This window comes from Bacillus sp. FJAT-27916 (assembly GCF_001183965.1).
In the GTDB taxonomy this organism is placed as follows: domain Bacteria; phylum Bacillota; class Bacilli; order Bacillales; family Pradoshiaceae; genus Pradoshia.
This window is the reverse complement of the sequence record NZ_LFZV01000001.1, coordinates 1,165,200-1,192,104: the sequence shown is the minus strand read 5'-3', so window position 1 is coordinate 1,192,104 and position 26,905 is coordinate 1,165,200. Positions and strand designations below refer to the sequence as shown.

The following is a 26,905-nucleotide window of genomic DNA, read 5'->3' as shown; positions in this document are numbered from 1 at the left end:
TTCAGGAAAACCCAAGTCGTAAGATTACTCATTGCACCCCTCCCTATTACACGACTTTTATCGTAAAGACTGCTTTCGATTGACTATTTGTTCAAAAAACAACCGCCTCCATTAGCAAGCGGTTATACGTACAAAGGAACATACTCACCAGTCGATTTATGATATTCTATTCTTTCAAAAAAACGAAAACGTCTCATATAAGATGCCCTCTTAGTGTTTTCCACTCAATCGCCCCCTATTAACGGCAGACCGCTAGGAAGGCGGTCTTCAAGTTTCGGCTGTTCTTTGGCAATTATCAATATACTTGCTTCCCCATTCCGTCAACTCATTAATCGCCAGGACGTGCCTTTATCGCATCCGAGGAGGCAAGATGGATCACTGGACAATTGATTGACGCCAGTGAAGGAGCCAAACTTAAAAAGCAAAAAGAGATGAAGCAGCACTTGAGAACCTACAAAAAAGCTCTGATGATTCTTCAATCTTTGAGAATCATCAGAGCCTTCATCTTATCGGTCAAAAGCTTCGTATACTTTGAGCCGCTTGCCCTTAACCGTTGTTTTTTTCATGGCCTGGAGGACATATGGGCCTTTTCCGTTTAAGATTTCAACAAAGGAAGCCTGATCTTCAATGGTGATAATGCCAATATCCTCGGCATTCACACCATCAAGCTTGGCAATCGTACCAACAAAGTCGACCGCTCTTAGCTTCTTTTTCTTTCCGCCATTGAAAAATAGCTTCATGATGTCGTGATTGAGCTCTGCCCCCTTGTCCTTCTTCCATTCGGTCTCAAACATATTCCGCTCAAACGAATCCCGTGCCGCTTCAACCTCTTCCTTTTCCGGAGCTTTCTTTATGAGGACAGAAACGCCCGCATACTCTTGTGTTTCAGCAAGCAAATCCCTCTCGTGCGGAGTAATAAAGGAAATAGCCTTGCCCATTTTTCCGGCACGTCCTGTTCTTCCAGCACGATGCACATAGGCTTCTTTCTCATGTGGGAAATCATAATTAATGACATGGGAAATTTCCTCAATATCAATTCCACGAGCTGCTACATCGGTAGCCGCTAAATAACGAAATTCTCCCCTCTTAAACTGGTTCATCACATCAAAACGGTCCTCCTGGTACATGCCGCCATGGATTTTTCCGCAGGAATAATCCCACTCTGCAAGCTTTTCAAATAAGCGGTCCACCTGCTCCTGGGTCCGGCAGAAAATCATGCAGCTGTCTGCTCCTTCAACCGTCGTTACGTCTCTTAGTAAGGTAAGCTTCTGCTCCTCTTCCGTTAAGTAGCCTTCATGGACAATGCGAGGCTTCGCCAGGGGCGTATCCTCTATATCAATTGATTCAGGGCTGTCTAGAAAGGTTTCGCCTAATTGTTTGATATCATCGCTAAAAGTTGCCGAGAACAGCATCGTAACTCTTTGTTTTGGCAAAGCATCCATAATCTCTCCCACTTGGTCAATAAAGCCCATATTCAGCATTTCATCTGCTTCATCAATGACCGCATAGCGGATTTTTTCAATGGACAGGGTTCCTTTTTGGATATGATCAAGCACCCTTCCCGGCGTACCGACGACGATATGGCATTTCTGGCTTAGTTCAAGCTTTTGCTTAGCAAATGGCTGCTTTCCATAAACTGCTGCCGCCTTGATACGCTTGAGGCGGCCAATATTAATCAGGTCTTCTTTCACCTGAGCAGCTAGTTCCCTTGTAGGTGTCAGTACAATTGCCTGCGGTTTATTCTCAAGCCAATCGATATGCTCACAGAGCGGAATGCCATAAGCCGCTGTCTTGCCGCTTCCTGTTGAAGCTTTCACAATAACGTCCTTGTTTGAAAGCAGAAGCGGAATGGCCTTTTGCTGCACCTCTGTCGGCTGTTTATATCCCATGCTGTCTAAAGCCCGCTCAATGGACTCTTCAAGCTGAAAATCTTTAAAACTGATGTTTTTCATGTATTCTTCCTCATTTTCATTTCTATCCTTCTCCATCTTGGATAACGGTATTGCCTTATTATACCCGATATCACGCAAATTGCAGGGATTTTGCTGGGATGCATCTATATTACCGATATACTTAGCCTTAACTATAAGCTTTTATTTCTAATTGTCATTATAAAACCACCTTAGCCTTTAACAGACCAATTATTTAACATATCATCATCTTCACAGCGTCAAACTTTCTCGCTTAAGCAATTTCAAGACTTAACATTTTAAATTAACATGGTGAACATAACTACTGAAAATACAATCACAATAATTAATGCCAAGGAAATAAAAAAGCCATTTTGCCAAATAACAAAATGGTCGAAAAAATTCCTATAATCTCATACTCTTTAATAAATGTTGAATAACTTTGACATACCACTGGATAAGCAGAAGTTTACTTATTGATGTCTTTAGAATTCTCCTTACTTATCCGATACTGACTAACTTTCTCCTTAACTACTAATTCATCTTGTTTTGTTGTCAACATCTTCACAAAAACATCTTCAACCTTATAACAAACCTTGTTATATAAATTCACCTTAGTCTCCTTCCTAGCTAATCATTTTTTTAGCTATATATAACCTTCTACCTAGCCATGATAAAACCATAAAACCTATACCTGTTGTAGTTGTAGCTTGTTTCTCTTTCCGATTTTTCTCATATTTTTCATAACCAACTTGATAATAATATTCAAAAATGTTTTCACCTTTTTTATATTCTTTAGCTATAGTATAATCTTCTCCAGATTCCCCTAGTTTTTTCCCTGCTTCTTTGATTAACTTCTTTATTTGAGATGAATCCCTCCTTATACCACTTCGTAAATTTCTTACTGCTTATTTCGGGTTCTGAATATTGTAGTGATGAAAATGCTGCTGCATAGCCTTCATTATAATATTTTTCCTGTAATTCTTTTTGTGCTTCTTCATACCCCTCCTTATATGCATTTAATAATTGTTCCTCTAAATTATTTGGAGGATTTTGAATATCCTGCATCCCATCTTCATACCCTTTATTTCTTAATTTCTTTATTTTTATCACTGTCTTTTCTAACAATGCTTTATCAAATCCAGCTTCATAGGCATTTCTTAGAAGTTGATTCTTTATATATGATTCAGGAATTTTTATTGTTTCTGTCTCCTGTCCTGACTTATATCCAGCTTCAGAGGCTATTGACTTTTCTTGTTCAATCTTAGACTTTCCTTCTTCATACCCCTTTATATAAGCAGCATGGTAACTCTCTCGATAAGATTCTGAACCAGATGAAACATCTAGATTTTCTTGATTACCTGAATACCCATCCTGCTTGCCCACATTATATCCTTCCTCTTTACCTGTTTCCTGATCCTCTCGCTTTTGTTTAAAAGCTAACTGTTCCGAGCTATTATTAATTTTTGTCTTATCATAGCCATCTGGTGGCTCACATGGAATTCCGTCGTCTACAACACCATTCCCCCAGCCATCTAAGTTTTCTGGATCATTGGAAGCAGAATAGCCTTTTTGATTCCAGTAATCAACTACTTCATCATATGTCGAAAAATCCGTACAATCCTTGTCTTTTGTATTAGTTGCTGGTATTTCAGTTTGTTTATTCTGCGTACTCCCCCCATTATGATAATGATATCCATCACATAATCCCTTGGCTTGCGATTTTTCACTACAATTATGACCACCAGAGGAATCAGTTCTTCCAGAATGGGCAAAAATCTGATCCACTGACGTCATGAAGAATAATAAACATAGAAGAATAGCTATCTTTTTCATATACACTCCTCTTTTTACATTTTTTAACATAAAATATATTACTATCAAATGGTAAATAATTCAATATTATTACATTTTTTAGAATTTTAGAGAGTGCAAATGAATTATTCAGCATATGACATTTACCCGTGAGACAATAAAAAAAAGAGGCACAGTGCCTCTTCATTTATCATTTCACGCCCTCTTGCAAACGGGCAGCCTTTTCCTCCAGCTTCGCCGTATTCTTAAAGGCTGTTGCAAGCATGAGCTTCAGACGGTTCATTTGGTTGACGGCAGATTCACTAGCATCATAATCGATTGCTGTAATGTTTGCATCAGGGTACACTTCCTTGATTCCTTTCAGCATTCCCCTTCCCGTCACATGATTTGGAAGACAGGCAAATGGCTGAACACAAGCAATATTCAGCACCCCGCTCTCAATTAATTCAATCATCTCACCTGTGAGGAACCAGCCTTCACCCGCTTGGTTTCCAGTTGAGAGGATGGTTTCAGCCTTCGCCGCAAGCTCATCAATCGTGTGCGGAGAGCTAAACCTCGTGCTATTCTCCAGAGCTTCCTTAAGGGGCTTGCGGAGGCTCTCAATATAACGGATAGCAGCACGGTATACAGCAGCCGATGTGCGGCTTTTCCCTAATTGGGCTGGTCCATCATATGCACAATAGAGGAAGAAGTCTAGAATATCTGGCATGACTGCCTCCCCTCCCTCCTGCTCAATCAATTCGACAATTCGATTATTGGCATCAGGATGAAACTTCACAAGAATTTCTCCAACAATCCCCACCCTTGGTTTATGCGATTCAATGATAGGCAGCCTATCAAAGCTATCTACCATGGAAACGAGGTAATTCCTATAATCCTTCATGCGGAATTTCCTTAGTGACTCCCTGCAGGTCTTAATCCAATTGTCCATCAGTTCATTTGCGCTCCCCTTAACTGCCTCATATGGACGAACGCGATAGACCATCCGCATGAGCGCATCTCCATAAACGGTCGCGGCAATCAGCTTGCGAATCATGGAAGGGCTTATATCAAAGCCAGGGTGTTTCTCAAGACCGAGTGTATTCATCGAAATGACCGGAACCTGCCCCATTCCGGCATCCTTCAATGCCCTTCTCAATAAGACGATATAATTCGTAGCCCGGCAGGCACCGCCAGTTTGTGACATAATGAGCGCCGTCTTATTCACGTCATATTTGCCCGACTTCAAGGCATGAACCAATTGGCCAATCGTCAGGATAGCCGGATAACAGGCATCATTATTCACGTACCGAAGACCTTCGTCTACAGCCTCCTGCGAAACGAGTGGAAGTACTCCTCCTTTATAGCCTTCACTATTTAAGACCGCTTCATATAAAGAGAAATGAATCGGCGACATTTGAGGAATCAGGATGGTGTAATCCTTTTTCATCTCTTTCGTGAATTTCACAGGCTCCTGCGGACGCTTGATTTTCTGAACCGGCTTCACTTGAGCCAGCTCCCGTTCTTTTATAGCAGCCTTTAAGGAACGAATACGAATACGGGCAGCTCCGAGATTATTGATCTCATCAATCTTAATGAGTGTGTACATCTTGCCGCTCTCTTCCAGAATTTCCTCTACCATATCACTTGTGACTGCATCCAGCCCGCAGCCGAAGGACGTCAATTGCACAAGCTCAAGTGACTCTTCCTTTGCAGCCACACGTGCTGCTCTATAAAGTCTAGAATGATACGTCCATTGATTAACGACGCGCAGGTCTGTTTCTGGCTCAGCCAAATGTGCGACAGAATCCTCTGTAAGCACAGCCATATCATAGGTTGTGATTAGCTCAGACAGACCATGATTAATTTCCGGGTCAACATGATAAGGCCTGCCTGCCAGGATGATTCCCTTCTTGCCGGTTTCCTTCAAATAGGCAATCGTCTCTTCCCCCTTGAGGCGAATATCGCTTTTTGCATGATCAAGTTCAGCAAGACCGAGACGAATGGCTGTCTTGATTTCTTTCTTCGGCACATCAGGAAGCGCTTTGGCCATCTCATTAATCAGGGCCCGCTCATTATCAAGAGTCAGGAATGGCTGTACATACGGAATATTTGCTTCCCGAATGGAATCCACATTGACGCGGATAACTTCCGGATAAGAGGTCACAATCGGGCAATTATAATGGTTGGCTGCTTCCTCAGCCTCCTTCTTCTCATATACAACCGATGGATAGAAAATCATGTCTACTCCCTGATCAACCAGATGCTTCACATGACCATGGGACAGCTTCGCCGGGTAACAGGCTGATTCTGAAGGGATGGAATCCATTCCGGCTTCAAATAACTTCTTGCTGGATTTTGGCGATAGCATGACCCGGTAGCCCAATTTCGTAAAGAAAGTATGCCATAATGGATAGTTCTCATACATATTCAAGACTCTTGGAATGCCAACCGTTCCTCTGAATGCCTCCTCTTCCGAAAGCGGCTCATATTGAAAAATTCTTTCATATTTATAGGTATAAAGATTCGGCAGGTCCGTTTTCTTCCTCGGCTTGCCCGCACCGCGCTCACAACGGTTCCCTGTGATAAAGAAGCGCTTGTCCTTGAAGCGGTTGATTGTTAAGGCACAATTATTGCCGCACCGACCGCATCGGCTATGGCTGACAGAATAAGTGAAATCATCAAGCTCTGAAAGATGCAGGATTCCGCTTTCTCTTAATCCAGCCAATCGGCTCTGTTCCTTTGCGATGATTGCGCAGCCGTATGCCCCCATCATCCCAGCAATATCTGGCCTGATGACCTCCTTGCCAATAATGTTCTCAAAGGCACGCAGGACTGCTTCATTATAGAAGGTTCCTCCTTGAACGATGATATTCTCTCCAAGCTCCTCTGTATTTCGAAGCTTCATTACCTTCTGTATAGCATTTTTGATAACTGAATAAGAAAGACCAGCTGATAGATTAGCAAATGTGACCCCTTCTTTTTGAACCTGCTTAACCTTAGAATTCATGAACACTGTACAGCGGGAGCCTAGATCAACTGGCGAGTCCGCAAGCAAAGCCTCTTTAGCGAAGTCCTTAATATCCACTCCAAGCGAATGAGCAAAGCTCTCAAGGAATGACCCGCAGCCTGCAGAGCAGGCCTCATTCAGCATGAGATGGTCAATCGCCCCATTTTTGATTTTGATACACTTCATGTCCTGACCGCCGATATCAAGGATGAAATCAACCTCAGGCAAGAATTTTGCCGCAGCTTTATAGTGGGCCACTGTTTCGATTTCCCCGAAATCAATATTTAAGGCAGCCTTCACCAAGCCCTCCCCATAGCCGGTAACGGCCGACGATATAATGGAGACGTCCTTTGGAATGATCTTATATAAATCTTTCAGCCCATCGATAACTGATTGGAGAGGATTCCCCTTATTGCTCGCATAGAATGTGTAAAGCAGTTCCAGCTCCTCCCCAACTAGCACAATTTTTGTCGTCGTCGAGCCAGCGTCAATCCCTAAATAAGCTCCTCCGCAATAGGAAGCCAAATCTCCCCTCCTTACTTCATTGCGTCCATGACGCTCCCTGAAATCTTCAAGCTCCTGTTCATCCTGGAATAACCTTGGAAGTGCTGCGATATCACTTTCATAGATAGAAGGGTTGTAATCATTGAACTTCTTCACCAAATCAATCAGAAGATAAGAAGGTGACTGCATACTGCACATTGCTGCACCCAAAGCAACAAAATATTGACTGTCCTCCGGGAATAACACATCCTCATCTGAGAGCTTTAATGTCTCAATAAACCGTTGTCTCAATTCAGACAGATAGGTCAGCGGCCCTCCTAGAAATGCCACACTCCCACGAATCGGACGGCCGCAGGCAAGGCCTGATACCGTTTGGTTTACAACACTTTGAAACACTGATGCTGCAATATCCTCTTTCCGTACCCCTTCATTTAATAACGGCTGCACATCTGTCTTAGCAAATACACCGCAGCGGGAGGCAATCGGATAAATCTTCTCATGTCCCTTGGCCAGCTCATTCAACCCTCCCGCGTCAGTCTGCATTAGACTGGAAATTTGATCGATAAATGACCCGGTCCCTCCTGCACATGCCGCATTCATTCGCTGTTCTATACCACCCTGGAAGTAGATGACCTTTGCATCCTCTCCCCCAAGCTCAATGACAACGTCCGTTGATGGGATATGAAACTCGACAGCCTCTGTACAGGCGATGACCTCCTGAACAAACGGAATGTCCAGACGCTTTGCCATAGACATCCCGCCAGATCCGCTTATATGAATTGTTGCTTCTGCTGAAGGATAGCTGCGCAAGCCCTCCTGGAGCATTTTCACGACTGCTGCCTTCACATTAGAGAAGTGGCGCAGATAATTTTTATACAGTACTTGTTTATCTTCATCCAAGATCATTAATTTTGCAGTGGTTGAACCAATATCTAACCCAATATGCACACGCATAGAAACATAAAATCCCCTTTCTGAAACTCAAGATATCGTTGTATTGGAGAAAATGATAGGATGGCTGGGATATAAGGATAGGAGTGAGGGCTGTTCAGTTTCCATATTCATTTAGTCCTTAAAATAATTATATTAATATAATATATATAATAGTCAAAATTCTCAATCCATTCAAATAGCGAAATCTGCCTCAACGAATAATGAATACCCATTCAACCATTGATATTTTTTTCCGTTTTTATGTTATGCTGAGAATAAGATGTTTTAAAGGAGGAGTTAGAGATGTTTAAGGTGGAAACAAGCTTAAGAGAGAGCAGCCACGCCGAAGTGGATTGTGCTTATGGTATCGTCTCGCTCCCCGGGACTAAGATGAGTGTATACAGCTTTTACGTGGATGGACTTTTAATCGATACAGGTTCACCTTTCTTACTGAACGATTACATCCCTTTCTTTACGAAGAAACCAATCGACCGGGTCGTTTTAACTCATTATCACGAAGACCATGCAGGCGGGGCTAAATGGATACAAAATCATTTACATGTTCCCATCTACATACATGAATCCACCGCTGCGTCGTGCAGCAAGCCCTTTGATTATCCCGAATATCGCAAGCTTGCCTGGGGAGAGACGGAATCCTTTGAGGCTAAACCGCTTCCACCCTTATTTTCTTCTAAAAGTGAGTCATGGGAAACGATTCATACACCCGGTCATACGAAGGATCATGTCTCCTTTTACAATCATGACCGTAAGGCATTATTCAGCGGTGATTTATATGTCCTGACTCGAACAAAGGTCATTATTGCTGAGGAGGACATCACCCAAACAATGGCTTCTATCAAAAAGGTGCTTGCTTATGACTTTGAGGAGGTTTATTGCAGTCATGCCGGCTACTTGCCAAAAGGCCGAAAACGGCTGTCTGATAAACTTCAATATCTTGAAGCTATGCAGGAAGAAGTCATCCGGCTGCATGATAAGGGTATGGATGTCTTATCCATTAAGAAGGAGCTCTTTCCGAAGCAGTACCCTATTACCATCGCATCGGGTGGGGAATGGGATTCCATTCATATCGTGACATCCATCTTAAATGAAGCTCAGAAGATAACGAGGGAACCATGATTTCATGGCTCCCTTTTCTTCATTTAAGAAATGGAGCCAATAAAGCCATCAACCCTTGATAGCCAAAATAACCGCCAAAGCCCAGGAGTGAGAGCCCCGAGACAATGGAGATTGTCTTCAAGCTCCTTTCATTAAGAAAGCGCCTAAAACTAGTCGCAAGCATAGCCACAAATACATCCCAGCAGGTTAATCCAAGGAAGATCATCGAGGAATAAATAAGCAGGTCCGTTGTCCCTGTCGTTGTGGCCGTTTTCGCCAACACGGACCCATAGATGCCAATCCAGAATAAGATGGAAAGAGGACTTGTAATGGACATTAGGAAGCCTATCCCAAAGGATTTTGCCAATGATTCCTTCTGACGATATCCGCTCAAGCTGAGCGCCCCCGCCTTAACCATTCCTTCCACACCGGAGTATATCAACACAAATCCCCCGAACAGCCACAGGAATATCTGTACAACTGGTATCTCGATGAAGTGCACAAATCCAAGGTAGACAAACAGTATAAAAAGTCCATCAGCCAGCATGGAGCCGACACCAACTGACCAAGCATGCCAAAAGCCATTTTTAATCCCCTTATCAATCCTGGCAGAATTAACGGGCCCTATCGGTGCGGCTAAGGTGATTCCCAAAATAAAATAACTGAATAGAATCTGTCCGCTCAAAAAAACTTCACTCCATATCTTCTGGCTTAGCTTGTACAAATCTATGAAGGAAGACCGGAAACTATACCGTGATTTTTGTGCATGAAAAAACCTCCCCTTTATGGGGAGGTTACACCAATCTCAATAGGAACTAAATGAAGCTGCATTCAACATAAGCCATTTATCCACTTCACTCTTAACGAATAATTCCTTATCTCCGAATTGGATAAAAGGAAGATGCTGATCTATTTCAACGTGTTCACCTGAAGTCCGCTCCATCGATTGCTGACTAATGAGGACCTCTATCTCTTCCTCTGAGATAAATAGATACTCGGCTAATTCATTCTTTGTCATGACCATACTAGGGCCGGTTGATACGCTGGATGGCTCTGCAGAAGCTGTCTGCACACTTCCATTTCTTGATAAGATGATTGCTGAAGCCAAAATAGAGACGGCAAGAAGGAGAACTGCTCCAGCCATTATAAGAGTATGATTCTTTGTCATCGGACACCCGCTTTTCATTTATTGTAATAATTATCCAATATTCTATCTCCACATACAATGGGTATACGAAAAAACTGCATCCCCAATTGTTAGACATGTCTCACAATTGGGGTACAGTTCAATTACGGTGCTTTAATCAGATACCCTTTTTTATTTCATTAAAGCATACAGCTTCAATAGAGTGAATTCATTAAGCCTGATATCTCAATACAGGTTTACGGGCAGCAAGTGCTTCATCAAGGCGGCTGATGACTGTCGTATGCGGTGCCTCCTGTACGATTTCAGGGTTCTCCTCTGCTTCCTTCGCAATTTGAATCATGGCATCAATAAAACCGTCGAGGGTCTCTTTTGATTCCGTTTCTGTCGGCTCGATCATCATACATTCCTCAACATTGAGCGGGAAGTAGATCGTTGGCGGGTGATAGCCGAAATCAAGGAGCCGTTTGGCAATATCAAGTGCACGGACCCCAAGCTTCTTCTGTCTTCTCGCGCTAAGCACGAACTCATGCTTACAATGCTTATCATAAGGAAGATCATAGTATTCTGCGAGTCTTCTCATCATATAGTTGGCATTTAAAACCGCATATTCCGTTACAGCCTTCAAGCCATCCGGCCCCATTGACCGGATATATGTGTAAGCACGTACATTGATCCCAAAGTTTCCGTAGTATGGCTTCACACGACCAATTGATTGCGGACGGTCATAATCGAGCACATAGCCCTCTTCTTCCTTCACGACCATTGGCTTTGGAAGGAATGGAATCAAATCCTTCTTTACGCCGACAGGTCCAGAGCCAGGTCCGCCCCCTCCATGAGGTCCAGTAAAGGTCTTATGCAAGTTAAGGTGGACTACATCAAAGCCCATATCCCCCGGCCGTGCCTTTGACAAGACGGCATTCAGGTTCGCCCCATCATAATACAGCTTTCCGCCGACACCATGGATGATTTCCGCCATTTCCGTAATTTGCTCCTCAAACAAGCCAAGTGTATTTGGATTTGTCAGCATCAATGCCGCAGTATCCGACCCTACAACCCTCTTTAAGTCCTCAAGGTCAACCAAGCCATCCTCACCAGATTTCACGGTAATGGTCTGCAGACCGGCCACCGTTGCAGAAGCTGGGTTTGTTCCATGTGCGGAATCTGGGACAATGACCTTCACACGGTCGAAATCACCATTTGCTTCATGGAATGCACGAATCATCATTAACCCTGTCCATTCCCCATGAGCGCCTGCCGCAGGCTGAAGAGTTACCTCATCCATACCCGTGATTTCCTTTAAGTGCTGCTGGAGGTCATACATTAATTCCAGTGCCCCTTGTGCGGCTTCAGCCTCCTGCAGGGGATGCACATGAGCGAATCCCGGGAATCGTGCGACGCTTTCATTAATCTTCGGATTATATTTCATCGTGCAGGAGCCGAGTGGATAAAATCCGGAATCCACCCCATGGTTTCTGCGGGAAAGAGCCGTATAATGACGCATGATATCAAGTTCAGACACCTCCGGCAAATTCGGCTCTTCCTCTCGAATGAATTCATTCGGCAGCAATTCTGAGAGGCTTGCCTCTGGGACATCCAATTCCGGCAGGGAATAGCCAATTCGGCCTGGTTTTGTAAGTTCAAATATTAAAGGCTGATCCTGTTTATGCATGGAAATCCCCCAATTCTTTTGCAAATGTATCAATTTCTTCCCGTGTACGCAGCTCTGTTACGGCAACAAGCATACATCCTTCAAGCTCTGGATAATCACGTCCTAGATCATAACCGCCAATAATTCCTTTCTTAAGGAGCAGACGATTCACTTCTTGAACAGATCCATTTACCTTCACGACAAACTCATTAAAGGATGGTCCCTCAAAGGCTATTTCAAGTCCATTTGATTTAAGAGCCTCTTTTGCATAATGAGCCTTCTGGATATTTTGGACAGCCATCTCCTTCACGCCTTGTTTCCCGAGTGCGGTCATCGCAACAGATGCAGCAAGCGCATTTAAGGCTTGGTTGGAGCAAATATTAGAGGTAGCCTTATCCCTTCTGATATGCTGTTCCCGTGCTTGAAGGGTTAAAACGAAGCCTCGCTTGCCTTCTTCATCCACCGTTTGACCGACAAGACGGCCCGGCACCTTCCGCATTAATTTAGTGGTAACGGCAAAGTATCCGCAATGCGGACCGCCAAAGGCTGCAGGGATGCCGAATGGCTGGGCATCGCCAATCACGATATCAGCGCCGAATTTCCCTGGAGGCGTTAATACACCAAGGGATAACGGGTTGCTTGAGACAATCATCATCGCCTTTTGAGCATGAACCAGCTTCTCAACCTCCGCAAGATTTTCAATGCGACCGAAGAAATTCGGATACTGAACAATAAATCCAGCTGTATCTCCGTCTATTTGTTCAGCTAATTTCTCCAAGTCTGTCACGCCATCCTTGCACGGCACAACTTGAAGGTCAATATATTGTCCCTTTGCATAGGTTGCAAGAACAGCACGAGATTCAGGATGAACTGCCTCTGAGACTAGCAGCTTCTTCCTGCGAGTAGACCCAGCGGCAAGCATGGCTGCCTCAGCAAGCGCCGTACCCCCGTCATACATGGAGGAATTGGCTACATCCATACCCGTCAATTCGCAAATCATTGTCTGGAATTCAAAGATAGCCTGCAGCTCTCCTTGCGAAATCTCCGGCTGATAAGGTGTGTAGGCTGTATAAAACTCAGAACGGGAAATGACATGATCAACAATAACCGGCATGTAATGGTCATACACTCCTGCACCAAGGAAGGAGCTATAGCTTTTAAGGTCGGCATTTTTTGCCGCCATTTCAGCTAATTCCTTCAATAGGGCTGACTCTGATTTGGCCGGCTTGATGGCATACTCCCCTTTGAAACGGACATTGGATGGAATATCAGAGAATAGGTCGTCAATTGAATCAACACCAATTGTTTGCAGCATTTCTTTCTCATCTTCGGTAGTCATCGGTAAATAACGGTGGTTCATTTCTGCACTCCTCCTGCTTGCGGACGTTTATAAAATGGGGTTTTGACCACTTTAGCCTTTAATTGCTTGCCGCGAATCTCAACCTTTACTTCTCCATCAAGTGTGGCATATTCACTTTTAATGAGCGCCAAACCAACATTCTTCTTCAAGGTAGGGGATTGGGTGCCTGTCGTGACCTCTCCAATCTGAACACCTCCGGCAATTACCGGATAGCCATGACGCGGGATTCCCCGGTCAATCATCTCGATGCCGACCAGCTTGCGCGGAGCCCCGTTTTCTTTTTGTGCTTTTAATGTTTCTCGACCAATAAAGTCTCCCTTATCAACTTTGACCGTAAAGCCTATTCCTGCTTCTATCGGGGTAATATCCTTCGAAAGCTCCTGTCCGTAAAGCGGCAGTTTAGCCTCAAAACGAAGAGTATCGCGTGCTCCCAGACCGCATGGTATAAGACCGATACGCTCGCCTGCTTTCAGCAGTTCCTTCCAAAGTCCTGCCGCATCCTCGCTTCGGCAGTACAATTCAAAGCCATCCTCCCCTGTATAACCGGTCCTAGAGATCAGCACGTTCATTCCAGCGACCTTCACATCCTCATAAAAGCTGAAGAAGCCTAAGCTTGTTAAATCTGCCTCTGGAGCAAGGGGCTGCAGAACCTCTTCTGCAAGCGGTCCCTGCAAAGCGAGCAGGGCGATTTGTTCAGAAATATTTTCAAGCTCTGCTCCTTCAGTCAAATGGGACGTCAGCCATTCAAAATCTTTGTCAATATTTGAGGCATTCACTACAAGGAGATAGTCATCCTCAGCCTTCTTATAAATAATTAAATCATCGACCGTTCCGCCATCCTCATAGCAGAGAGCTGTGTACTGTGCTTTACCTGCTATCAATTTACTCACATCATTGGTCACCATTTTTTGAAGAAACGGCAGTGAACCTGCTCCCTTGACTGTAAATTCACCCATATGGGAGACATCAAAAAGGCCCGCCTTCGTTCTAACTGCCTCATGCTCATGCTTGATTCCCGAAAATTGCACAGGCAGCTCCCAACCGCCAAAGTCAATCGTCTTTCCGCCGTATTCCCCATATACTGAGATCAGCGGAGTTTGCTTTAACTTCTCCATCCTCTACCTCCCAATGATTCGTATAATCCCTTTTCAATCACAGAAAAAAGGACAGAAACCAGCCCTAATTTTAGGAAATGGTCTCTGTCCTGATACCTGAAAGTTTACCGCATACATCCTGCGTTTCCCCTTTGGTGGCCTCATCTAGTTAAATAGTGAAAGCACTCTCCAGAGTTGCGTCCAGCAAGTGTTCTTTTGCCTGAGAGATTCACGGTCTCAGCCGTTTGCTCCTTCGGCGCCGCAGCCTGCGGTCTCTCCCCTTGCCTTCATTCGCTCATATTTTTATGTAATTGGTTCATACTAAACATCATGCAAAGGGATTAGACTATTATCAAAATAATCTAACAAGATAGTTATATCCTATCATCAAGAGGAACATTGTGGCAAACGTAAACCTCCGCTTGAAGAGGAATTGCCCAAGCTTACTATAAGGAAAGACGGGGTCAGCCATGAGCAATATTCCAGATATTCATTTTGAAGATGGGTGGGAAACAGAGCTTGAAGAGAGAATCAATGAAGATGGACCTTGGTCAAGCTATTCTCTTTTTCGACTTAGCATCGAAGCTGAAAACCAAAATCTAATACCAGATTTCACTGGGTTAATCGGACCGAAGCATCTTTCGGGATTCACTCCTCTCCCCCACCAGCTCGAAGCAGCAACAGAAGTAATCGAGCGCATGAACGGAAAAGCCATCTTAGCCGATGAGGTCGGTCTTGGAAAGACAATAGAGGCAGGGCTTATTTTAAAAGAGTACATGATTCGAGGACTTGCACGAAAAATACTCATCTTAGTTCCTGCTTCCTTGGTCTCTCAATGGGGAACAGAGCTGAATCAAAAATTTCATATTCCAGCCTGCATTTACCGCAAGGGCTATGGGTGGGATGGAGATATTCTCATAACCTCCATTGATACAGCCAAACGGGAGCCACACCGGTCTGCCATTCTTGAACAATCCTATGATTTGGTCATCATTGATGAAGCTCATAAATTAAAAAACAATAAAACCAAAAACTATGAATTTGTTCAAAAAATCCAAAAGAAGTTCTGCCTGCTGCTGACAGCTACGCCTATCCAAAACAAGATTGAGGAAATTTTCTACCTTGTTTCCTTGCTGAAGCCAGGCCATCTTGGCAGTTATACGAGCTTCAATGAGCGATTCTCCGCCAAAAAGCGTTCCTTGAAGGATGATGCCTACCTGAAGGAATTAGTGAACCGAGTCATGATTCGTAATAAACGCCAGGAAACAGGGATTGAATGGACAAGCAGAAAGGTAGAGTCGGTCTTCATTGAATTCTCCGAGAAGGAGAGAGCCCTTTATGATGCAGTCGCCTCCTTCCGTGAGGCTTTGCCGGAGAAAATGAATACCGGCTTCTCCTCCCTGATTCTTCAGCGGGAGGCCTGCAGCAGCCGAGAAGCTGTCTACTTTACGCTTCGCAATATGCTTGAGAAATATCCAGATGCCAGCGAGGCCTATAAGCAGAAGATTCATGAACTGATTGGCAAGGTAGAAGAGGTGAATGTCAACTCGAAGGCTGAAAAAGCATTAGAGCTGATCAAGAATATTAATGATAAGGTCATTATCTTTACAGAATACCGTGCTACTCAGCTGTATTTGCAGTGGTTCCTCAAGCAAAACGGCATTACATCTGTTCCTTTCCGGGGCGGTTTTAAGCGCAGCAAAAAAGACTGGATGAGAGAGCTCTTTCAAAAGCAGGCACAGGTGCTGATTGCGACAGAAGCCGGCGGCGAGGGAATCAATCTGCAATTCTGCCATCACATCATCAATTTCGACCTGCCATGGAATCCTATGCGGCTTGAACAGCGAATCGGGAGGATACATCGCCTCGGCCAGACTGAAGATGTACGCATTTATAACTTTTCCGTCAAAGAAACGGTGGAGGAGCATATTATGAAGATTCTCTATGAGAAGATTCAATTATTTGAACGGGTCGTCGGCGAACTAGATGATATTTTAACAAGGCTCGAGGTCAAAAATCTTGAAGAGCATTTAACTGATATTCTTGCCAAGTCGAAGACTGAGGGAGAAATGAAAATCAAGATGGACAATCTCGCTTCCATGATTGAATTTGCGAAGCGGGTGAAAAAGGAGGAACCTGCAAGTGCAGCAAGTGGAAATCCATAAATTCCTGACAGAATTCTTTCAAGCAAACCATTGTGAAATCACCGAACAGGGACCAGGGCATCTCATCGTCCAATTGACAATCGAGATGGATAAAGAGCTCATGAATAGGCCATTTTACTGGCATTATCTTGAGAAGACCGGGGGAATTCCAAATCCGATGAGCTTAACGCTCATTACTGACCAGGAGCTGGCGCCGGAAGGGCTGAAGGGGGACTTCATTCACTTCGGCTCTCCTAGACTGCATCAAATCTTCACGCTATCGAGGAAGCTTTCACGTCATATCCGGCTTTTTGAGAAAATCCAGGTTTCAAACGGACAAGCCCCCTTATTTCCCTGGCTTTGCCTAAATGTTAACATCTCCTATGAATGTGACCGTAAAAAAGATCAGCTTCATTCCATTGGGCTGAACTTAATCAACGGAACAATCCTAGAGGATTTTTATGACACGGTGCAACGAGTCGACCTTACACCAAAAATACCGGATTATACTTTCACACTTTCACCAATCATCCGCTATCAAAGCGGGATTGGCCGCTTGAAAAGTCATATGCAAATGAAAGTCACTCAGGACAACCATTCCTGGGCAGCTGATGCCATGGAGCGATGGAACAAGGATTTGGCCTTATTAAATCATTTCTATGAAGACAAGCTTGAGGAAGAACGAGAATCCTATGAGGCGGAAAAGGAAGCGCTGAAACTTCAATATGAGCCGCGCATTCATGTTAGAATCATTAACGGTGGATTGTTTTATTTAACAAAGGATGCTATCTAGCTTATAGAGGAGCATGCGGCAAAAGAAAAAAGCCCCTGCGCTGCAGAGGCTTTTCTAATTCCGCTTAAAGAGCATGCCGATTGATAAAGGGATTATGCCAAACCAATGGCTTAATAATGGAGGCCTTGTTCCCTTATGGCTCTTCTTCTGCTCCTTGCGAATTTCCTTTGGCTGATCCATGTAGCTCAGCCATTCGACGGTTAAATATTTTACATAATCATTCGTTTTCATGTGTAATCACCCACCTATCAGTTTCACCAGGTGAGGAATGATTTATACATGACTTTCCGCCAATCGTGACATAATCTCCCCGATAATTTCATCCGGACGCTTGCCTGTTGTATCAATCCGAATATCCGCCGTCATTTCATACAAATCCTTGCGTGCATCATACAGCACTTGAATGCGCTCTGCCTTATTTCCTCCAGCGAGAAGGGGTCTTGTCTGGTCTGATTCCAGTCTTTTCAATATTTCATCTGTGCTGGCCTCAAGCCATACGATGATGCCGTTTCTCTTCATATGTGCCCTATTTTCGCTCCGAAGTACGACTCCGCCTCCGGTCGCGATAACATGGTTATCGGATGGAAGCTGCATAAGTGTCTGCTGTTCCATATCCCTGAAGCCCTGCTCCCCTTCTTCTTCGAAAATACGGGGTATACTTTTCCCTGCATTTTCAACAACGGCGTCATCGCAGTCAGTCACTTGCACCTTCAATTGCTCACCCAATGCTTTTCCGATTGTTGTCTTACCTGTCCCCATGAATCCAATTAAATAGATTGCCTTCATCCGTATTGCTCCTTATAAGTTCTCCGTTCCGCTCAGAACCTTTTTCTTTGACGCTGAGTACATAATCGAGCTTTCGCGCACTGTCTGATCTGTCGTAATCGTTAAAATGATTTGGTATACGCGCTCTCCCTGCGGAATAATCTGATACTTTATTTTCCCATTATAATAGAGCCATTCGCCATTTGTCTCCTTTGAAAGCCCGGAATCAGCGATTCTAATGGCTTCTTTTGTACTAACGGTAAGCAAAAAGGAATAACGAAGTCCATTCATTTGAAGGGCATGGTAATTCACCTCATTCTTAAATGAACCCGCCGCAAGCAGACAGATAACAAATATCACGGTGAAGAATAAGAGGGAGACTGGCAAGAACATCCCTTGCTCATCATAAAGACGGCTCATAGATATAGCGTTTATAGATTTTTTTCTCAAATGTCCCGCCATTCTGCTTTTGAACTCTGACAAGCAGTTCATCGCCTTTGATTTGAAATGAATAATCTTTCACATTTTGCAGAATTACCTCATGTCCCTCTCCTCCAACTCTCCGGCGGATAATGGTCAAATAGGGCTCATATGTCATTTTTTCTGCTCCTATTTGCAGAGAAAGAATTCTAGGGTTTGGTACATTCCATGCGCTTGCCTGTTGAATTTCCCTGTCGAGCTGCCTGATAAAAATAGTCCATTCCATCCTTTCTACCGAATTTTCCTCTGCCTCGTCCCATTTATTCAGCGACAAAAGAGCCGTGGTCATAAATAAGGCTAGCAAAGAGAAAAGTCCTACAGCAAATAGAACCTCAAGCAAGGTAAAGCCCTTATCTCCCTGGTATCCTTTCACATAGTGATTTTTCCTTCTTGCCTGAAGCAGCATAATCCACACAATAGACATCCCCTTTGAGATGAAACGTGTACAAGTCACCGTTCATTCTTCTCTCTCCTGTTATAAGGGGTTCCCCCAAGTATTGAAAAGCCTGTAGGCCTTCAAATAACCGGCCAATCGCTTCTTCCTCTCGCATGAGATCAGCTTTTTGGATAATCATTCCTGTGTAAATTGGTAAAAGAAACCCTGCTGCCAAGAGAATAATGGAGAAGGATAAAAGCCCGTCCAGCATGGCAAAACCTTGATCTCTATATTTCTGTGAAATAAAATCTCCCCCTTCCGAGCTGGAAGATTAGCTTATAGACGGGGATGTTCTCTTCATTGGTGAAATAGATTGTCGTCGGGTTTTGAATATGACCGAGGAAAGTGTACCTAATTGTGATAGGGTCATCTCCTATAAATTTCATGGTTCGGGGCTGGTAGGAAGTAAACAGCGTTCCATACCCATTGGCCACAGCACTGTATTTATTGTCATTTGTTTGAATTCGGAAGGATACATTTATGCGCTTTTCCATCGCAAACATTTGGGCATAATACAAATCTTTCTTCACTTGGCGGATATAGGCATGTCGTTCGTATACTTCAAGCATTTTCGAGCCGACGACACTCCCAACCGCCAGCATAAGAGACAGACAGCTCAGCACAAAAAGGGCTTCTATTAGCGTAAATCCACGTTCAGAACGAATCATTCTTAACTTTTGGCTTCTTCTACACTGCCATCAGCATTAATCACAATATCATTTCCTCCTGGACACGAACCTCCATCCTTTATATATCCTCCACTGATTAATTCTGCTTTTGACGGAGTCTTATTTTCTTTTAATTTATAAGACTGAATCTGTCCTTCTACCATCTTAATATAAGCTTCACAGCCCTTCTTATTGACGGCCTCCTGATTCTTGACAATGCTCGGAACCGTGATAATCAAGAGCACGGAGATCACAAGCATCACAATCATCATTTCAATCAAGGTGAAGCCTCTTTCATTTAACATTTTTTTACCCTTATTCATTGATACACCCTCCTATATGGAATTCATTAGCGAAATCATCGGCATTAAGATTGCCAAGTACAGCAGTATGACCAACAAAGCCACTAGCCCAAACATCAGCGGCTGAATCGTTTTTAATGATTTTTCCGTCATCCCTTCCATTTCCTTCAACACTAAACGACTGTAATACAGCAGTTCTTCCCCGAGAAGACCGTTTTTCTGTCCATGACTGACGATTCGCACAAAGTCTTCCTTAAACACCGGTATCTCCCGGCAAATAAACTCAAGTGCGTCTCCTGCCTTTAATTGGTCCATCATTTGCGCTGCTATCTCCCTGACAAGCTGCTTTGGATCCTCCTTCATCATGAATTCGAGTGCATCCAATACAGACAGTCCTCCTTGCAAAAGGGAGCCCAGCTGGATAGAGAAATAATAGGTAATCGATAATCGTCGGTATTGTCGAATAAAGGGGGTTTTCATAAAGAGAGTTTCCTGTTTCAATTTAGGAAGCTTCTTTAAATAATACTGATGAAGAATGGTTAGGAGAATACAAGCCAAAGCGATCAAGACAGGAGAATAACGGACGAGGCTGGATAAGAATCCAGCTGCCTCCATAAAAGGATTCGTACCTAGATTATAATCCTCATACATTTGTGAAAAGCGGGGAAAGAGATAGGTTGTAAATAGTTGAAGCAAGCCAAAGGTAAATATAAAGAGAAACACTGGATAAATCAATAAATTTTTGAGCTTAGCCCGGTCCTCGCATTTCTTCTGCCAAATACGGCCTGCCTCTTTTAAAGTTGAGGGCAGCTGTCCATTCTGCTCACCATAAGACACAAGTCCAACCAGCTCCTGTTCAAAGGAAAGCCATTCGAGGAAATCGCGAAAGGACCGCCCCTCCTTAAGCAGGTTCATGGAATCCTTTAAATCCTCCTGATTGTTCTTTTTACTATGAAGCATAGAAAATTCAATGCCCTCATAAAGACTAAAACCATTTTCAAGCAAATCTCCCAGTTCCGCCAAGAATCTTGCCTGTTCCCGCCCCTTCCATTTGCGGCTTCGCTCAAGTTTCATGAACCCACCTCTCAAATTCTTTCTCTCTCACAAATCCGTAAGCCACAGCACGTCCAATAATGGAGGGCAAATCCTTATAAGCAAAACCTATTTCCCTTCCTTCAATGGATCCCCAGACTTTCGCAAGCTCTGTACCATAAATCAATTCATGCACACTCACACGATCACGATTTCTTGTCATTAAGCAATAGGGAGAGCAGTCTCCTTCACAGTAAGGACAATCCAATTCTAAAAGACGCTGTGTTGTTACAGCCAGCAGGGTTTGTTTCACCTCTTCTTGGTCAACGCCAAATTCAAGCAAACGCCTTACAGCACCTATACCATCCTTTGCATGCATGGTACTAAGAATCAAATGCCCCGTCAAAGCTGCCCGCACAGCTATCTTTGCCGTTTCCGCATCCCTGATTTCCCCAATCATAATAATATCCGGGTCATGGCGAAGCGCGGCCTTTAACCCGATAGAATAACTGATTCCGGCCTTTTCATTAATCTGGACCTGTATGGCATCCTCTGATTGATGCTCAATCGGATCTTCAAGCGTAATAATATTTCGGTTAATGGCGGTTTTGGCATGGTGGAGCATGGAATAGAGTGTGGTGGTTTTTCCGCTTCCAGTCGGTCCGCAAATCAAGAGCAGACCATGAGAATGACGGAGCATAGAAATGAGTGTGGCTGAAGTTTTTGGAAATAAGGAGATTTCATCAATCGGGAGAGTTTGCAGATTGGGGATGATACGAATGACGAGTGATTCCGCATGAGGAGTAGGAAGAGTAGAAAGTCTGAGCCCAATCCATCTCTTTGCGATAAACATGGTCAAGGCACCTGACTGTGGCCGGCGTTTCTCACCGATGTCCATGCCAGCCATGAACTTGAAATGAGAAACCAGCCGATCCGCTCGTTCTTTTTGATAGCTTCCTCCTGGAAACAGGCGATTGTGAATACGGTAATAGAGATGCGTTTCCTTCCGGCTCGGAACGATATGAATGTCAGATGCCTTAAAGGAAACTGCCTCACTCACAACCTTATCTGCTAAATGATCAATGGACAGCAATAATTCTTTCACCTCCTTCTAATGTCGTATATAGGTAATTAGACATCCCCTTCAAGAATCCTTCTTTTTTCCTAAATCTTTTTTCTGCAACAACATTGTGAAGATGTGAACAAAATTCAACATCGCCTCCTCTGTCACATGATTGCCAAAAACACCAACCATGTCCAAACCACCTCCGTACTATAATAAAAGTAACAATAAGGCTGCGAGGTGGACAGAATGGAACAAACATTGAAAGTGACAAATGTCTTATCAGATCCAACCAGGTATTACATCTATCAATATATTACAAGAAGGCATAAGGATGTATCTGTCATAGAGGTCGCTGAGCTGTTCGATATACACCCAAATGTAGCACGCTTGCATCTGTCAAAGCTTGAGGATGTTCATATGTTAGTTTCCGATACACGAAAAACAGGAAAAGGCGGGCGTCCCCGTCGATTTTACCGGCTCTCCGATGAACTCATCCAATTAAATTTCCCTAACCGAGATTATTTAACATTAGCTAAGATGGCTCTGGAAACGATGATTGAGATGGGAGATGCAGGAAGTGAGGCACTTTATAAGACCGGCGAGAAATTCGGCAAAGACATGGCGTTCCAATATGCGAAAACGATTGATGAGGATCCTCAGAATCTATCATTCGATCATAAGCTCGCCATTTTGAAGGAAGTATCCGATAAGGCCGGCTTTTCACCCGAGTTCGTTATCCCGCCTGACCAGACGGATATTCAGTTCAAGGTATTTAACTGTCCGTTCAAAGAACTAGCTGCAGATCACCAGGAAACTGTATGCGGCGCTCATCATGCGTTCATACGGGGCATGTTCAATGCATTATTCGAATCTGTTAATCTAGATGCTGAAGACAATATGATCAGCGGCTGCTCTGCCTGCACCTATCGTGTTCATACAACCCAATAATATCGCTGTGTCATCCCCAGAATTTTATGATAGTTTACAATCTTTAGCAATATCCTTATAATGTATTTGATGGACTTTATTAGGGGATGGGAGGTTAGCAAATGGACAGAATGTTCAGGGTATGCGGTTTTTGGACTGGCATTATGGCTGTGATGTTCTTTATTGGTGATATGTATACGACATCACTTCTCTTTGTCGGGCAAACTGTATTCTTTGTGATATTGGGGTATTTGAAATTATCTGAAAGAATGTATTTATACGTATTTGGCGCTTACTTAACCGTGTTCTTTGCAGGATTCACGTATTGGACCGTGTTCATGATGACTCCTGGTGCAGCACATTAATAAAGCCAGGAAAAAACCTTGATGGAGACCCATCAAGGTTTTTTTATCCCTTTCGATTGCAGAAGGACACGGAAATAATCACTAATCGACTCGCCCATTATCAGCTGACGAATTTGTCGGTTCCGCCGGCTTTCAGGAGAGAAGGGGTCAAAATCTGCCTGATGGGCAAGCTCGTTTAGAATTTCTCCTTTGATGAGAAACTCTGCCTGCCCTCCCCAAAAAGCTTCCTCTAAACCTAGTGTCTCTCCCTGACTTCGAAGGAGGTCAAATGGGACATTAAATGTAATATCGGCCTCCCCGGGGAAATCGAGAACTGAATCCAATAAGCGGTGATTCCGGTAGGCTCTGAGTGTGCCATTCTTGCGGAGGGGACTGAATTGTTCATCTCTTTCCATCCCATAGTCAATGGTCAGCATATATCCCCGTGTCAATTTATGTACGGCAGTTTCATAACTCTCAATCATTTGCAGCGGGATTTCGACCCGGTTCATATGTAGTGGAATGGACCATTCACGGAGCATACGCTTCATTTTCTCATCACCGATCGTTCTAGCTGCTTCTGTCAGCTCACCTGCCTCATCACTAACACCTGCCTCCAGCCATTCTTGACCATCCCTGACGGCAACCTTCACGGGATGCGCATCAAAAAACTCATTAGAGAAAATTATTCCCTCACAGGAAGGAAGATCAGTGACAGAATGATAGAGCTGAACTCTCGAATCATCACCAACTGCATGCCTAATAGCTGCTTGATGATAGGCACTTCCTTCAACGATACGATAGATCAGCCTATCGCTGTAGAGAGGGTCCTCCTTCTTGAATCCTTTCAGTACATTGGCAGCCATCTGTCCGCTGCCTCCCCCAAGCTCAGCCAGAACCGGCGGTAGTCCTGCCTCCTTCAAGGTTCTGCACAGCCACTTCCCCAGAAATTCACCAAACACAGGCGCCATGGCAGGCGTTGTATAGAAATCGCCCTCACGCCCGATTTTTGACTGTTCCCTCATATAATAGCCTTTGTCTGGATGATAAAGCGCTAAGCTAATGTACTGATCATACGTCAAAAAGGCATCTGGTTTCGCTCGAATCTGATCTAAAATGATTTTCTTCATCATGTCCTCCCATCCATTAAAAGAACGTTACAAAGAAAGCCCCTTAATGAGGAAAGGGGCTTTACTCGTTGAGTTACCATTATTGCAGAAAAGGATTATGGGTCATTTCATCCTCTATAATCGTTTCAGGACCATGACCGGAAAGACAGAGGGTATCCAACGGAAGCTTCATAAGTTTTTGCTGGATGCTGTCTAGTAATTGTGCATGTGAGCCGCCAGGAAGATCGGTTCTCCCAATACTTCCGCGAAACAGGGCATCACCAGAAAAGACGAGTTTTTCTTCCTTATCATAATAGGAAACACTTCCTGGAGAATGTCCTGGTGTATGGAGCACCTCAAAGGTAAAGCCAGCAACTTCAAGCATTCCTTCATTAGTAATCAGCTCATCTGCGGCATTAGCGGTAATCGGTCCCATTTGGAAATATTGCGAGCCGTTTAATGCGGGGTTCTCCAGCCAATCCTCTTCCTTCTGATGAATATAAACCGGTATATCATAATGCTCCCGAATAGGGTTCACAGCTCCAATATGGTCAAAATGCGCATGGGTCAACAGGATAGCTGCAGGCTTCCATCCTTTCTCGCGGATGATTCCAATCAGCTTCTGTGCTTCCTCACCCGGATCAAAGATGACACAGTCTCCGTTTTCCTTCGCATATAAATAACAATTCGTTTGAAGAGGGCCAAGCGGCACTCGTTTCCATGTTTTTTTCACGGTAATTTTTTCCTCCTTACACGTGCCTTTCTCATCTTTCTATTGTACACAAACCCCTCGCCTGGATAAAGGTATTCACGCATGACCAGCAACCTCTCGACAAATGCTACCAAAACCATTAAAATATGGTAGAATGCTATTTTTTGTTAATTATTTTAGGCATTTGATTATTTCCAAAGGGGGAAATAAAAATGGGACTAGTGATCATTTTTGGTTTAGCTGCGATCCTGGGTATCTTCGCCTTAATCAGCGCATTTAAAAACAAGAACTTTCTCGGCGTCTTATTTGCCCTCGGGACGGTAGCAGTATTTGGCTGGTTTTCCGTGATGACCGTACTAAATAACGGCTACCCTACCGGACATTAATCCGTAAAAGAGGAATCGGGTCAAAAGCTCGATTCCTCTTTTACATGATTTCTGCCTGTGATATCCTCTCAATCGTCCGCTTCTCCATATCAATCAAGGAATCGAGCAAATGGCCGTACAAGCAATAGGTTCCCTTTTTATTGCAGGAAATCGGCTCATTATTAACCCGGTCCACTATCCTCGGCGTCTCATTTGTGTTAAGATTCCATTCAATCAGTTCGTAAAGTGTGGAATCCATCCCAGACATCGGCGCCAGAACAAAGACTGTGTTTCCATCCTCCGGCATATCCATATATGGAATGAGATATTCTCCATCCTTTTCAAGGGTAGGTATCCTTATCTCTTGTATCGGTTTTTCAAAATCGCCTTCTAAATAGACCTTTAGCGTCATAGCTTCTTTTTCTTCATCTATTGTTGCTACGATTGTTTTACCGTACTTACTGAAGACCCCGACTGCATCTTCATAAATAACCGTATCTTCCCGTGTCATCATGTCATAGCGATGAACAGGCTCGCCCGCTTCCGCCTTCTCCCCCATATAGGCAATATGGCTGTCGTCAATCCATTGAATAAATGGCTTCGGCAAGGTAAGCTCAGACTCTTCCTTTGTTTCGGCGTTTATCAGCAGGCTGTCGTAGCTCCAATCCTCCTGCAGGGCCATAACTAAGAGCTGATCCTCTGGCTCCATCGTATTATCCCACTCAAAGAGCACGTAGGAGGAGATAATTTCTCGCTTCATTACCTTCCTGCCCTCACGGGTGATGATTTGCAGCGTGGCAGAGTCAGACTTGCTGGAATGGGTAATGGCTATATACTCTCCGCTTGAACTAGCAGAGGCAGACATAATCGCATCGGATGTCCGAAAAAGCTCTATCGGCTTTTCTTCATTGAATTGATGAAGGAATACGGCTTGTCCCTCCTCATCCTGTTCAATCGTGAGAATTTCATCCTCGGAGAGCCAGCCGGCTGTTTCAATCAACTCCTTCTCAGCTACCTTCACAACCGGCTTATTCTCCCTTTCCTTCGTCTCTGCCTTATCTATATGATTCTTGTCATCCTTTGAGCAGGATACAAGCAGAACACTAAATAAAAGGAAGAGGATTATCCAACAAATGCGTACAATTCGATTAACAAACAGCCTGTTTTTTTCCTCTTTCACTCTTCCCTCTCCTCATCTAAACTTCTCATCATTTATCTGCAATCGATTCGTTCCTTCCTTTCAATC

Annotated in this window: 25 protein-coding genes and 2 riboswitches; of the genes, 6 read left to right on the top strand and 19 right to left on the bottom strand. The window is 43.9% G+C overall.

Going from position 1 to position 26,905, the window contains the following annotated elements; all coding sequences use genetic code 11:
* Positions 1–506 precede the first annotated feature (506 nt).
* The 3 genes from AC622_RS05655 to AC622_RS05645 form a co-directional block, all read right to left on the bottom strand.
* A complete protein-coding gene (locus AC622_RS05655) occupies positions 507–1,952 on the bottom strand; it encodes a DEAD/DEAH box helicase (RefSeq protein ID WP_049672811.1) in 1,446 nt (481 codons plus the stop codon).
* 753 nt (positions 1,953–2,705) lie between these two features.
* Positions 2,706–3,746 carry a YHYH domain-containing protein gene (locus AC622_RS05650; RefSeq protein ID WP_049670169.1) on the bottom strand — a complete coding sequence of 347 codons (1,041 nt, stop codon included), beginning with the start codon at positions 3,744–3,746 and terminating at the stop codon, positions 2,706–2,708.
* A gap of 169 nt (positions 3,747–3,915) precedes the next feature.
* A complete protein-coding gene (locus AC622_RS05645; protein WP_049670168.1) occupies positions 3,916–8,172 on the bottom strand; it encodes a 2-hydroxyacyl-CoA dehydratase in 4,257 nt (1,418 codons plus the stop codon).
* A 282-nt stretch (positions 8,173–8,454) separates the two neighbouring features.
* Between AC622_RS05645 and AC622_RS05640 the strand changes: the two genes are divergently transcribed.
* Entirely contained in the window at positions 8,455–9,288 is an 834-nt protein-coding gene (locus AC622_RS05640; protein ID WP_049670167.1) for an MBL fold metallo-hydrolase, read from the top strand.
* A gap of 19 nt (positions 9,289–9,307) precedes the next feature.
* Here AC622_RS05640 and AC622_RS05635 read toward each other — a convergent pair whose 3' ends face one another.
* From AC622_RS05635 to gcvT, 5 genes are all read right to left on the bottom strand, one after another.
* A complete protein-coding gene (locus AC622_RS05635; protein ID WP_049670166.1) occupies positions 9,308–9,952 on the bottom strand; it encodes a LysE family transporter in 645 nt (214 codons plus the stop codon).
* A gap of 120 nt (positions 9,953–10,072) precedes the next feature.
* Positions 10,073–10,435 carry a hypothetical protein gene (locus AC622_RS05630; protein WP_156185564.1) on the bottom strand — a complete coding sequence of 121 codons (363 nt, stop codon included), beginning with the start codon at positions 10,433–10,435 and terminating at the stop codon, positions 10,073–10,075.
* Positions 10,436–10,625: 190 nt separating this feature from the next.
* A complete protein-coding gene (gene gcvPB / locus AC622_RS05625) occupies positions 10,626–12,083 on the bottom strand; it encodes an aminomethyl-transferring glycine dehydrogenase subunit GcvPB (RefSeq protein WP_049670164.1) in 1,458 nt (485 codons plus the stop codon).
* Positions 12,076–13,422 (bottom strand): aminomethyl-transferring glycine dehydrogenase subunit GcvPA, encoded by a 1,347-nt coding sequence (gcvPA, locus tag AC622_RS05620; protein WP_049670163.1) that lies wholly within the window; start codon positions 13,420–13,422, stop codon positions 12,076–12,078. The genes gcvPB and gcvPA overlap by 8 nt, the downstream gene beginning before the upstream one ends.
* Positions 13,419–14,537 carry a glycine cleavage system aminomethyltransferase GcvT gene (gcvT, locus tag AC622_RS05615; protein ID WP_049670162.1) on the bottom strand — a complete coding sequence of 373 codons (1,119 nt, stop codon included), beginning with the start codon at positions 14,535–14,537 and terminating at the stop codon, positions 13,419–13,421. Before gcvT ends, gcvPA begins: the two co-directional genes overlap by 4 nt.
* Positions 14,538–14,619: 82 nt before the next feature.
* Positions 14,620–14,711: riboswitch (glycine riboswitch) on the bottom strand.
* A 3-nt stretch (positions 14,712–14,714) separates the two neighbouring features.
* Positions 14,715–14,807: riboswitch (glycine riboswitch) on the bottom strand.
* Positions 14,808–14,986: 179 nt separating this feature from the next.
* Between gcvT and AC622_RS05610 the strand changes: the two genes are divergently transcribed.
* Both AC622_RS05610 and AC622_RS05605 read left to right on the top strand, forming a co-directional pair.
* Complete coding sequence (locus tag AC622_RS05610) at positions 14,987–16,681, top strand: DEAD/DEAH box helicase (protein WP_049670161.1); 1,695 nt, start codon at positions 14,987–14,989, stop codon at positions 16,679–16,681.
* Complete coding sequence (locus AC622_RS05605; RefSeq protein WP_049670160.1) at positions 16,659–17,453, top strand: YqhG family protein; 795 nt, start codon at positions 16,659–16,661, stop codon at positions 17,451–17,453. The genes AC622_RS05610 and AC622_RS05605 overlap by 23 nt, the downstream gene beginning before the upstream one ends.
* Positions 17,454–17,507: 54 nt before the next feature.
* On the opposite strand, the gene AC622_RS20570 is transcribed toward AC622_RS05605, so the two are convergent.
* The 8 genes from AC622_RS20570 to comGA all read right to left on the bottom strand — a co-directional run bounded on the left by AC622_RS20570 (position 17,508) and on the right by comGA (position 22,241).
* Positions 17,508–17,684, bottom strand: a complete 177-nt coding sequence (locus tag AC622_RS20570; RefSeq protein WP_082197035.1) for a YqzE family protein — start codon at positions 17,682–17,684, stop codon at positions 17,508–17,510.
* Between the two features lie 42 nt (positions 17,685–17,726).
* Positions 17,727–18,239 carry a shikimate kinase gene (locus AC622_RS05600; protein ID WP_049670159.1) on the bottom strand — a complete coding sequence of 171 codons (513 nt, stop codon included), beginning with the start codon at positions 18,237–18,239 and terminating at the stop codon, positions 17,727–17,729.
* Positions 18,240–18,251: 12 nt separating this feature from the next.
* Complete coding sequence (comGG, locus tag AC622_RS05595) at positions 18,252–18,611, bottom strand: competence type IV pilus minor pilin ComGG (protein ID WP_049670158.1); 360 nt, start codon at positions 18,609–18,611, stop codon at positions 18,252–18,254.
* 10 nt (positions 18,612–18,621) lie between these two features.
* Positions 18,622–19,152, bottom strand: coding sequence for a competence type IV pilus minor pilin ComGF (gene comGF, locus AC622_RS05590; RefSeq protein WP_156185562.1), 531 nt, complete (start codon positions 19,150–19,152; stop codon positions 18,622–18,624).
* A gap of 209 nt (positions 19,153–19,361) precedes the next feature.
* Entirely contained in the window at positions 19,362–19,802 is a 441-nt protein-coding gene (comGD, locus tag AC622_RS05580; RefSeq protein ID WP_049670155.1) for a competence type IV pilus minor pilin ComGD, read from the bottom strand.
* Positions 19,803–19,804: 2 nt separating this feature from the next.
* Positions 19,805–20,125 carry a competence type IV pilus major pilin ComGC gene (comGC, locus tag AC622_RS05575; protein ID WP_049670154.1) on the bottom strand — a complete coding sequence of 107 codons (321 nt, stop codon included), beginning with the start codon at positions 20,123–20,125 and terminating at the stop codon, positions 19,805–19,807.
* 12 nt (positions 20,126–20,137) lie between these two features.
* Positions 20,138–21,178 (bottom strand): competence type IV pilus assembly protein ComGB, encoded by a 1,041-nt coding sequence (gene comGB / locus AC622_RS05570; RefSeq protein ID WP_049670153.1) that lies wholly within the window; start codon positions 21,176–21,178, stop codon positions 20,138–20,140.
* Complete coding sequence (gene comGA / locus AC622_RS05565; protein WP_269431775.1) at positions 21,168–22,241, bottom strand: competence type IV pilus ATPase ComGA; 1,074 nt, start codon at positions 22,239–22,241, stop codon at positions 21,168–21,170. The genes comGB and comGA overlap by 11 nt, the downstream gene beginning before the upstream one ends.
* Before the next feature lie 207 nt (positions 22,242–22,448).
* On the opposite strand from comGA, the gene AC622_RS05560 reads away from it, so the two are divergent.
* Positions 22,449–23,150, top strand: a complete 702-nt coding sequence (locus AC622_RS05560) for a helix-turn-helix transcriptional regulator (RefSeq protein ID WP_049670151.1) — start codon at positions 22,449–22,451, stop codon at positions 23,148–23,150.
* Positions 23,151–23,251: 101 nt separating this feature from the next.
* Positions 23,252–23,494 carry a DUF2626 domain-containing protein gene (locus AC622_RS05555; protein WP_049670150.1) on the top strand — a complete coding sequence of 81 codons (243 nt, stop codon included), beginning with the start codon at positions 23,252–23,254 and terminating at the stop codon, positions 23,492–23,494.
* 32 nt (positions 23,495–23,526) lie between these two features.
* Here AC622_RS05555 and AC622_RS05550 read toward each other — a convergent pair whose 3' ends face one another.
* Both AC622_RS05550 and AC622_RS05545 read right to left on the bottom strand, forming a co-directional pair.
* Positions 23,527–24,603, bottom strand: coding sequence for a class I SAM-dependent methyltransferase (locus tag AC622_RS05550; protein WP_049670149.1), 1,077 nt, complete (start codon positions 24,601–24,603; stop codon positions 23,527–23,529).
* A gap of 79 nt (positions 24,604–24,682) precedes the next feature.
* A complete protein-coding gene (locus AC622_RS05545; RefSeq protein WP_049670148.1) occupies positions 24,683–25,315 on the bottom strand; it encodes an MBL fold metallo-hydrolase in 633 nt (210 codons plus the stop codon).
* A gap of 191 nt (positions 25,316–25,506) precedes the next feature.
* Here AC622_RS05545 and AC622_RS20565 point away from each other — a divergent pair, with 191 nt between their 5' ends.
* Positions 25,507–25,680 (top strand): DUF2759 domain-containing protein, encoded by a 174-nt coding sequence (locus AC622_RS20565; protein ID WP_049670147.1) that lies wholly within the window; start codon positions 25,507–25,509, stop codon positions 25,678–25,680.
* Positions 25,681–25,720: 40 nt separating this feature from the next.
* Here AC622_RS20565 and AC622_RS05535 read toward each other — a convergent pair whose 3' ends face one another.
* On the bottom strand, positions 25,721–26,839 hold the full coding sequence (locus AC622_RS05535; protein ID WP_049670146.1) for a hypothetical protein: 1,119 nt from the start codon (positions 26,837–26,839) through the stop codon (positions 25,721–25,723).
* Positions 26,840–26,905 lie beyond the last annotated feature (66 nt).

Bases quoted from the DNA above. Each gene is read 5' to 3' on its own strand.
- AC622_RS05655 (WP_049672811.1), bottom strand. From the start codon at position 1,952: ATGAAAAACATCAGTTTTAAAGATTTTCAGCTTGAAGAGTCCATTGAG.
- AC622_RS05650 (WP_049670169.1), bottom strand. From the start codon at position 3,746: ATGAAAAAGATAGCTATTCTTCTATGTTTATTATTCTTCATGACGTCA.
- AC622_RS05645 (WP_049670168.1), bottom strand. From the start codon at position 8,172: ATGCGTGTGCATATTGGGTTAGATATTGGTTCAACCACTGCAAAATTA.
- AC622_RS05640 (WP_049670167.1), top strand. From the start codon at position 8,455: ATGTTTAAGGTGGAAACAAGCTTAAGAGAGAGCAGCCACGCCGAAGTG.
- AC622_RS05630 (WP_156185564.1), bottom strand. From the start codon at position 10,435: ATGACAAAGAATCATACTCTTATAATGGCTGGAGCAGTTCTCCTTCTT.
- gcvPB (WP_049670164.1), bottom strand. From the start codon at position 12,083: ATGCATAAACAGGATCAGCCTTTAATATTTGAACTTACAAAACCAGGC.
- gcvPA (WP_049670163.1), bottom strand. From the start codon at position 13,422: ATGAACCACCGTTATTTACCGATGACTACCGAAGATGAGAAAGAAATG.
- gcvT (WP_049670162.1), bottom strand. From the start codon at position 14,537: ATGGAGAAGTTAAAGCAAACTCCGCTGATCTCAGTATATGGGGAATAC.
- AC622_RS05610 (WP_049670161.1), top strand. From the start codon at position 14,987: ATGAGCAATATTCCAGATATTCATTTTGAAGATGGGTGGGAAACAGAG.
- AC622_RS20570 (WP_082197035.1), bottom strand. From the start codon at position 17,684: ATGAAAACGAATGATTATGTAAAATATTTAACCGTCGAATGGCTGAGC.
- AC622_RS05600 (WP_049670159.1), bottom strand. From the start codon at position 18,239: ATGAAGGCAATCTATTTAATTGGATTCATGGGGACAGGTAAGACAACA.
- comGG (WP_049670158.1), bottom strand. From the start codon at position 18,611: ATGTTCTTGCCAGTCTCCCTCTTATTCTTCACCGTGATATTTGTTATC.
- comGD (WP_049670155.1), bottom strand. From the start codon at position 19,802: ATGATTCGTTCTGAACGTGGATTTACGCTAATAGAAGCCCTTTTTGTG.
- comGC (WP_049670154.1), bottom strand. From the start codon at position 20,125: ATGAATAAGGGTAAAAAAATGTTAAATGAAAGAGGCTTCACCTTGATT.
- comGB (WP_049670153.1), bottom strand. From the start codon at position 21,178: ATGAAACTTGAGCGAAGCCGCAAATGGAAGGGGCGGGAACAGGCAAGA.
- AC622_RS05560 (WP_049670151.1), top strand. From the start codon at position 22,449: ATGGAACAAACATTGAAAGTGACAAATGTCTTATCAGATCCAACCAGG.
- AC622_RS05555 (WP_049670150.1), top strand. From the start codon at position 23,252: ATGGACAGAATGTTCAGGGTATGCGGTTTTTGGACTGGCATTATGGCT.
- AC622_RS05550 (WP_049670149.1), bottom strand. From the start codon at position 24,603: ATGAAGAAAATCATTTTAGATCAGATTCGAGCGAAACCAGATGCCTTT.
- AC622_RS20565 (WP_049670147.1), top strand. From the start codon at position 25,507: ATGGGACTAGTGATCATTTTTGGTTTAGCTGCGATCCTGGGTATCTTC.